General features: G+C 35.8%; 7 protein-coding genes and 2 tRNA genes. 8 read left to right on the top strand and 1 reads right to left on the bottom strand.

Annotation, left to right across the window (positions count from 1 at the left end):
* Positions 1 to 121: 121 nt before the first annotated feature.
* Entirely contained in the window at positions 122 to 571 is a 450-nt protein-coding gene (locus tag ACKI5B_RS02880) for a hypothetical protein (protein WP_407425639.1), read from the bottom strand.
* A gap of 107 nt (positions 572 to 678) precedes the next feature.
* On the opposite strand from ACKI5B_RS02880, the gene ACKI5B_RS02875 reads away from it, so the two are divergent.
* The 8 genes from ACKI5B_RS02875 (at position 679) to rpoD (ending at position 7293) form a co-directional block, all read left to right on the top strand.
* Positions 679 to 1053, top strand: coding sequence for a chorismate mutase (locus tag ACKI5B_RS02875; protein WP_407425637.1), 375 nt, complete (start codon positions 679 to 681; stop codon positions 1051 to 1053).
* Between the two features lie 111 nt (positions 1054 to 1164).
* Positions 1165 to 1237 (top strand) — tRNA-Thr (locus ACKI5B_RS02870).
* Positions 1238 to 1254: 17 nt separating this feature from the next.
* Positions 1255 to 1336, top strand: a tRNA-Tyr gene (locus tag ACKI5B_RS02865).
* 158 nt (positions 1337 to 1494) lie between these two features.
* Positions 1495 to 2433 (top strand): MBL fold metallo-hydrolase, encoded by a 939-nt coding sequence (locus ACKI5B_RS02860; protein WP_407425635.1) that lies wholly within the window; start codon positions 1495 to 1497, stop codon positions 2431 to 2433.
* Positions 2430 to 2630, top strand: coding sequence for a hypothetical protein (locus ACKI5B_RS02855; RefSeq protein ID WP_407425633.1), 201 nt, complete (start codon positions 2430 to 2432; stop codon positions 2628 to 2630). The genes ACKI5B_RS02860 and ACKI5B_RS02855 overlap by 4 nt, the downstream gene beginning before the upstream one ends.
* Positions 2627 to 3682, top strand: a complete 1056-nt coding sequence (mltG, locus tag ACKI5B_RS02850; protein ID WP_407425631.1) for an endolytic transglycosylase MltG — start codon at positions 2627 to 2629, stop codon at positions 3680 to 3682. Before ACKI5B_RS02855 ends, mltG begins: the two co-directional genes overlap by 4 nt.
* Positions 3683 to 3704: 22 nt before the next feature.
* On the top strand, positions 3705 to 5534 hold the full coding sequence (dnaG, locus tag ACKI5B_RS02845) for a DNA primase (RefSeq protein ID WP_407425629.1): 1830 nt from the start codon (positions 3705 to 3707) through the stop codon (positions 5532 to 5534).
* Positions 5512 to 7293: an RNA polymerase sigma factor RpoD gene (gene rpoD, locus ACKI5B_RS02840; protein ID WP_407425627.1), complete on the top strand. Its 1782-nt coding sequence runs from the start codon at positions 5512 to 5514 to the stop codon at positions 7291 to 7293. Before dnaG ends, rpoD begins: the two co-directional genes overlap by 23 nt.
* The last annotated feature ends 239 nt before the right edge of the window (positions 7294 to 7532 follow it).

Raw genomic sequence — 7532 nt, 5'->3', positions numbered from 1 at the left:
AAAGAACATCACGTACAGCTCCGCCTACAAGGTAAGTTTCAAAACCATTATTCTTAAAAATTTCATTCAGTTTTTTTAATGTGTCAGGAATCTTAATGGATTTCATAGCAAAAGAATTATATCAGAAATTAATGCCTTCTGAAAGTAAATTTACTGAAAGGGAAAGCACCAAAATAACTGATGCCAATAAAAAAATCAGTACATAACAAATCAAATAAATTAAGAATTTTATTTTTTTTGTTTTAATTAAATAAAATATATTTCCGGCAACTGCTGCCATTGAAAAAAAACTTAATGCAATTGATACACAGGCTGTAATTTTTAGTAAAATGATTAGATTTGAATCAAGAAAAGTCTGGCGGTTTCCTGTTACAAAAAAAAGGAGTGTTCCAACCAGTGTCAGAAAAAGAAAAAGTACAGCTCTCCTTGTAAGACGAAGAAGCACAGGCAGTCGATTTGATTTTACTTTTTTTATTTCCTGAACCGGCTGTATTTTTTCTGCTGTTTCAAGTTCTTCTACCGCTTCGAGTTCTTCTATTTGATTTTGATCATAAATTGTATTTTGAACCATATTTATTGAATTCTATTAATTAAATAATATATACTTCTTAAGCAGGATAGTTTCAAGAAAAACAGATGAATGAAGCTGTTCAGTATTATATAAAAATGGAGTAAAAAATGCCACAGCGTCTTTTTGCAATCCGGGGTGCCACAGGTTCTGAAAATGACAGTGAATCAATCAGAAAAAATGTCTGTCAGATGTGCCTGAAACTTTTTTCAGAAAATCATCTGACTCAAAAAGATTTTGTCTCAATACAGTTTACAATAACAGAAGATTTAAATGTTTTAAATCCGGCTGCTGCTCTCCGTAAAGGGCAGTCAGAATTTGATGTTTCTACAATTCCTCTTTTCTGTTCACAGGAACCTAAAATCACAGGTTCCCCAGAAAAAATGATCAGAATCTTAGTAACAGCATACATGCCTGAACAGTCTGTACCGGTTCCTGTTTACATAAACGGCGGCGAAAAACTTCGTCCAGATTTAAAAAAATAATTTAAAAAAAAATTATTTTTTTTATATTTTTCTGTTGACACTTTTTTGTCTTTTTTATAATATACTATTCGTTCGCAACGCACTGTTGTAAAACAAAAAGTTGTGAAATCTGCTGCTTTAGCTCAGTTGGTAGAGCACGTGATTTGTAATCTCGGGGTCGTGGGTCCAAGTCCTACAAGCAGCTTAACCGAAAGGTTAAAAGGGGAGTTCGCATAGCGGCAATTGCGGCGGACTGTAAATCCGCTCCCTTTCGGGTTCGGGGGTCCGAGTCCCTCACTCCCCAGGTATTTTTAAGTCTTAAAGATTTTCTTTAAGGCTTTTTTTTATTTTAAAATATTTTTTTCAAACTGATATTTTTTTTAACAACATTTTGACAAAACTTGATTAGCGAATTATAATTTAATGATAGTTTTGTAATGAATTTTAAACGGAGTTTTATCGGTGAACGTTCATTTTTGGGGAGTCCGGGGATCCATTCCTACGCCTTTATCAGCACAGCAAGTACGAGCCAAACTTTTTTCTGCACTTCAAAGAATAAAACCTGAAGACATACAGTCAGACAAATCAAAGCAGGCATTTATAGATTCTCTCCCGGAATGGATTTCAGGCACAACAGGCGGGAATACCCCCTGCGTTGAACTTACAGGAAACAATTCCGAAAAAATCATTTTTGATGCAGGAACCGGTATTCGTGTAATGGGCAAAATCGGAAACATTCCGGAAGACTTTCATTACAATTTATTTATGTCTCACTTTCACTGGGATCATATACAGGGACTGCCTTTTTTTGACCAGGCATACAATCCTAACGCTTCATTCGATGTATATTCTCCATTTGACAACATGAAAGAATATTTCAGTAAGCAGATGATTTCCCCTTATTATCCTGTCACATTTGAAGCTTTTACTAAAAATTTCAGGTTTCATGTTATAGAACCGGGCAAAACTCTTGAAATTGGAAAATTACAGATTGACTGCATAAAAATGTCACATCCTGGAACTTCATATTCATACGCAGTAACCGAAGGTAATAAAAAATTTGTATATGCGACAGATGTAGAATTAAACTCAAAAGACTTTGTAAATACAGTAGAACGCAGTTTAATCTTTGAAAATGCAGATGCACTTGTTCTTGATTCTCAATACACTGTTGAAGAAGCCCTGCGTAAAGAAAACTGGGGACACTCCGCTTTCTGCTATGCAATTGATTTTGCCATTGCATGGAAAGTAAAAAAACTATATCTTTTTCATCACGAACCTACTTATGATGACAGAAAATTAAATACAATTTTTGAATCTGCAAAATGGTATGCCAATTATGCTTCAGGCAGTAATCTGGAAATTTATCTGGCACAGGAAGGAATGGAAATCGATTTATGACCAGCCCCTTAATTGATTCAAACAATGGCTTTAATCTTGAATATCGTTTTAATGAACGTGAAATAAAAATTCTTGCAAAACTATTAAGAAATCATCAGGAAGAAATCCCTGACGGACTTGTTAATTTTTCTATGAAAATCGAACAGGCAATTTATAATTCAATGTCAATAGACGAGGCAACAGCTTTTTACTCATGAAAAACAATAAAAATAAAAAAAACACTTTTGTACTATATTCACTAATATCACTTATAACAGCTTTTGCTGTGTGCGCGCTTTTTTTCTTTTACGAGCTTTCTGCAATAGACTTACCAGAAAATGCAAAAGAAGTTCGCTTTGAAATTCCTGCAGGAATTTCTGTTTCTGAAATTTCAAATTCCCTTTACGAAAAAAATCTTATCCGTTCTCCAAAGGCTTTTTATTTAGCAGCAAGATTTCCTTTTCTGTCATTACGCAAAACTTCACCCGTTATAAAATCTGGTGTTTATTCTTTAAAAACATCAATGAATGTTTTTGAAATTTTTACACTTTTCGAATCTGGGCAGCAGGAATTTATAAAAACTGTCATTCCTGAAGGTCTGACCATAAGAAAAATTGCCCGGATTTTAGAAACTGAAGGAGTTTGTTCTGCCGAAGATTTTATTACCGCAGCTCAAAATCCTGATTTAATACAAAAATATTCAATTCCCTTTGAAACATTTGAAGGATTTTTATTTCCGGACACATACTTTTTTGCACCATCAATGAATGCAGAAAATGTTCTCCTGATTATGATTGAAAATTTCTTTAAAAAAATTTCAATCATACCAGAATTTGCAGACAAATCTGTTCCTGACTTTTATGAAAAACTGATTCTTGCTTCAATTGTCGAGCGTGAATATAGAGTAGCAGACGAAGCACCTCTTATAGCAAGCGTGTTTACAAACAGAATAAATGCCGGTGCAGGTTTATATTCATGCGCAACAATTGAATACATAATCACAGAAATTCAAGGCAGACCGCATCCTGATGTAATAACTTATGACGATTTAAAAATTGACAGCCCGTACAATACCTATAAATGGGCAGCTCTTCCACCAGGTCCTATTTCCAATCCTGGTTTAATAGCTTTAAAAGCGGCGGCAAATCCTCCTGAAACAAATTATTTTTACTTTACTTTAACTGATTCTGACGCCGGTTCTCATACTTTTTCAGAATCTTTTAATGCACATATAAAAGCAGGAACTCAATTCAAAACAAAAAAAAGTTAAAAAATCAAAAAAAATATTTTTCATGGACGGAATCATTTCAGCAGAAACAAAAAATGCAGTTCTCTCAAATACAGACATCGTTTCAGTAGTAGGCGAATATGTCCAGCTGGAACAGCGCGGTAATCAATGGTGGGGCTGCTGCCCGTTCCATAATGAAAAAACTCCGTCCTTTTCTGTTACGCCGGAAAAAAACATTTATTATTGTTTTGGATGCCATGAAGGCGGAGATGTAATAAAATTTATTATGGAAATGGAAAAAATCCGTTTTCCAGAAGCATTAAAATTTTTAGCTAAAAGATGCGGCATAGAAGTAAAATACGATTCTAATCCTTCCTACAACACACAGGAAAAGACAGACAATTCAAAAGAGCTTTACATTGATTTATACAACCGTGTCGCTGATATGTTTCATTACGGGCTGGTAAAAACCGAAACAGGAAAATTTGCACTGAATTATATTACTTCCCGAGGAATTTCACTTGAAACAATCGAAAAATTTAAGCTTGGTTATTCTCCTGCAGACAGAACCTGGCTCAAAAAATTCCTGAAATCCAAAAATTACAGCGATGAGTTTTTATCAAAATCAGGACTTTTCAGCAAAAATTATCCGGATATTGCTTTTTTTTCTGACCGTCTGATGTTTCCTATTTTTGACAGGCGCGGACAGGCAGTTGCTTTTGGCGGTCGTTTTTTACGCGGAGACGCAGAAAAAAGCCCGAAATACCTGAATTCCGGCGACTTAATTCAGTATCAGAAAGGCGACACACTCTATGCATTTAATTTTGCCAGACAGTCAATCCGTCAGGAAAGAAAAGTTATTTTCTGCGAAGGATACATGGACTGTATAGCTTATCATCAGTGCGGAATAACTTATGCTGTTGCTCCATTGGGTACAGCTTTAACGTTTGATCAAATCAAAATTGTAAAGGGGTTTGCTGATACAATACTTCTTTCGTTTGACAGTGACGGTGCAGGTCAGGCTGCTACAGTACGTGCAATTCTTATGTGCCGCCAGCAGGGGCTTACAGTAAAAATAATCACACTTCACAATGCAAAAGATCCTGCTGAAATTATGGTTAAATTCGGTGTTGATACCTTGACAGCTGAAGTAAATTGCGCTAAATTAGATAGTGATTATCTGTTGAATTCACTGTCGCAAAAGTATCCTATTGATACACCAGAGGGAAAAACCAGGTTTGCCCTTGATTTTTTTCCTTACATTGATGCGCTACAGACCGATATACAAAGAGAATCAAGTCTGGAACTATTGGGACGGACTTTAAATGTTCCGGTTGAGGCAATAAAAAGTGATTACAGTCATCGGGATGAGGCAAAAAAACGTGTTCTTGTAAAAAAAACGGATAATAAGAATGCAGGTCAGGATAAAGTTTTAGTAAATGCTGAATTTCGTGCTGTACTTGCCGTTGTATCCGACATAAATCAGTTTGAACTGATGCAGAGCCGCGTGTCTGAAGATGATTTTGAAAATCCCTTTGCTAAAGAATTGTTCTTAATTTTAAAAGATTGCTATAAGGCTGGTGATTTATCATTCAGTTCTTTGCTAAGCCGTTGTACCAGTGAAGGTATAAAACATGAGGTTACAGAATCTGTTGCTTTGGGAGAATTTTCACATTCTTCAGCTCAGTCTGTTGCTGAAAGTATAGACAAAATTGTGCAAAATAGCCTGAAACGACAAAGCAAAGCTGTTCTTGAGCAAATCAGATATTTACAGAATCAGCCGATGAATCTTTCAAATCAGGAACTGATGACAAAGCTTTTTGAAGAAAAAAAAGTTATTGATGAAAAATTACAAAAAAAAGGACTGAGCTATGGATCAGGAATTGGATCCTAAAGTTGTAAAACTTTTAGATTACGCTAAAGACAAGCAGATAGTTTCTTGGGATGAAATTAACGAAATTCTAGGTCAGGATTTTGTAAATTCCCCAAAAATGGAAGAGGTTCTTCAGCTCTTAACACAAAATAATATTCAGGTCATGGAAGAAGACACCGATTTAGATGATGACGGTTCTGATGAAGATTCTCTTCTTGATGATGACGATGATGTTGTAGATGAAGAACAGACTGAAGAAGATTTATCCGCTGCAAGACTTGTTAACGGCGATAAAGAATCAAATATCGATGATCCTATCCGTTTATATCTGCGCGAAATCGGTAAAGAAAAACTTCTTACAGCTGAACAGGAAGTCACTTATTCAAAGCAGATGGAAGACGGTGAAAACATCATAAAAGATGTTATTAAAAAATCCGGAATGATGATTCCAGAATTTTTTACCATTTGTCAGAAAGCATTTGCAAAAATTGATCCTCATGAACCTGGAAAAGCAAGAAAGGAAATTAATGAAGCACAGGCCGAAAAACGCCGGTTAAAGAGCTGTTATGGCGAATATCTTAAGATTGTAAAAGAAAACATGAAGGTTTACATGAATCTTAAGAAAAAGCTTTTTGATGCCGGTCAGTTCCATGAAATTTTTGATAATCCTCAAATAATCGAATTGCGTGCAAAAATTCTGCCTGAACTTCAAAAAATTGAGATTCAATCTGAAGAAATCGAAAAATTCAGTGCAAAATTTGTTGAAGCAACACAAAAAATCAGCGAATACCGTCACAAACAGGAAAAGAAAATGAAAGAACTTCGTATTTCAAGTCCACTTGAACTGCGAAGTCTTGGACGACGCCTTGCAATTCATTCTGAAGCAGTCAAGCTTGAGAACGATTTAGGGCTTAAAAGTGATGAAATCCGTGATATTTACACTCAAATCCAGAAAATTGACCGTAAACTCCGCCGGATGGAATACGATTTTGAAAACAACGTAGAAGAAATTCTTGGCATGGCAGATGAAATAGAGCGGGGACGAAGAATGCTTGAAAAAGCAAAAAATAAGCTTATCAATGCAAACCTGCGTCTTGTAGTTTCTATTGCAAAAAAATATACCAACCGCGGACTTCAATTCTTTGACCTTGTTCAGGAAGGAAATATAGGTCTTATCAAGGCTGTAGAAAAATTTGAATACCGAAAAGGATATAAATTTTCAACTTATGCAACCTGGTGGATTCGCCAGGCAATTACCCGTTCAATTTCTGATCAGGCACGAACAATCCGTGTACCTGTTCACATGATTGAACAGATTAACAAAGTTGTACGCGAAGGTCGTCAGCTTATGCAGAAACTGGGACGCGAGCCAACTGATGAAGAAATTGCTCAGCAGCTCGGCTGGCCTGTAACACGAGTTAAACAGGTAAAAAATGTAGCCCGTGAACCTATTTCTCTGGAAACACCAATTGGCGAAGAAGAAGATTCACAGCTCGGAGATTTCATCGAAGATAAAGATGTTGAAAATCCTGCAAATCAGACAGCATATACTCTCCTGCAGGAACAGCTTCGAACTGTCTTAAATACTTTACCGTCCCGTGAACAGGAAGTTTTAAAAATGCGCTTCGGTCTCGATGACGGATACAGTCTTACACTGGAAGAAGTAGGTTTATACTTCAATGTTACGCGTGAACGAATCAGACAGATTGAAGCAAAAGCCCTTCGCAGACTCAGACACCCGCGTCGTGCCAGTGGACTTCGTGATTACATCGAGATGTAGACATAAAGTCTTATTTTTTATATACTTTTGCGATAAAAATATTTGGAATTTTTATAATTCCCATACTTGAGGTCTTTTGAATATGGAAATGACAGAAGTTTTTGACAAACTGAAGGCGCTTCAGAATGTTTTGGTGGAAAAATATGATTTAGAGAAAAAAATCGAAACCACACCAAAAATGCTTGATTCTCAGGATGAGCTTCTTGCTCGTCTTAAAAAAGAATACATTGAAAAAAATA

This window comes from Treponema sp. (assembly GCF_045657965.1).
Taxonomy (GTDB): Bacteria; Spirochaetota; Spirochaetia; order Treponematales; family Treponemataceae; genus Treponema_D.
The sequence above is the reverse complement of the archived record's forward strand: the minus strand, read 5'-3'. Positions and strand labels throughout refer to the sequence as shown.